This is a genomic window from Mesorhizobium salmacidum (SeqCode) (assembly GCF_037179605.1).
Classification (GTDB): domain Bacteria; phylum Pseudomonadota; class Alphaproteobacteria; order Rhizobiales; family Rhizobiaceae; genus Mesorhizobium; species Mesorhizobium salmacidum.
This window is the reverse complement of record NZ_JAPYKS010000111.1, coordinates 1-321: the sequence shown is the minus strand read 5'-3', so window position 1 is coordinate 321 and position 321 is coordinate 1. Positions and strand designations below refer to the sequence as shown.

1 protein-coding gene is annotated in these 321 nt (G+C 64.8%); it reads left to right on the top strand.

The annotated features are described in order from the left end of the window. On the top strand, window positions 1-321 hold a 321-nt coding region (locus tag O7A60_RS31870), incomplete at both ends, for a CoA-transferase (protein ID WP_337109610.1).

Below are 321 nucleotides of genomic sequence, written 5' to 3'. Positions count from 1 at the left end.
TCGCGGCTATCGCGGTGCGGGGCTGGCTGACGTCAATCCCAACATCAGGTCGGTCACCTGTCCGTTCACCGCCGAGGTGCTGGCGGCGGCGCCTTCGATCCGGCCCGACGTCACCTTCATCCATGCGCAGAAGGCCGACAGAAAAGGCAATGTGCTGATCGAGGGCATCATCGGCATCCAGAAGGAAGCCGTGCTGGCGGCGCGGCGCGCTGTGGTCACGGTGGAGGAAGTCGTCGACAATTTCGACGATCTGCACCCCAATTTGACCGTGCTGCCGCGCTGGACGATTTCGGCGATCTCGGTCGTGCCCGGCGGCTCGCA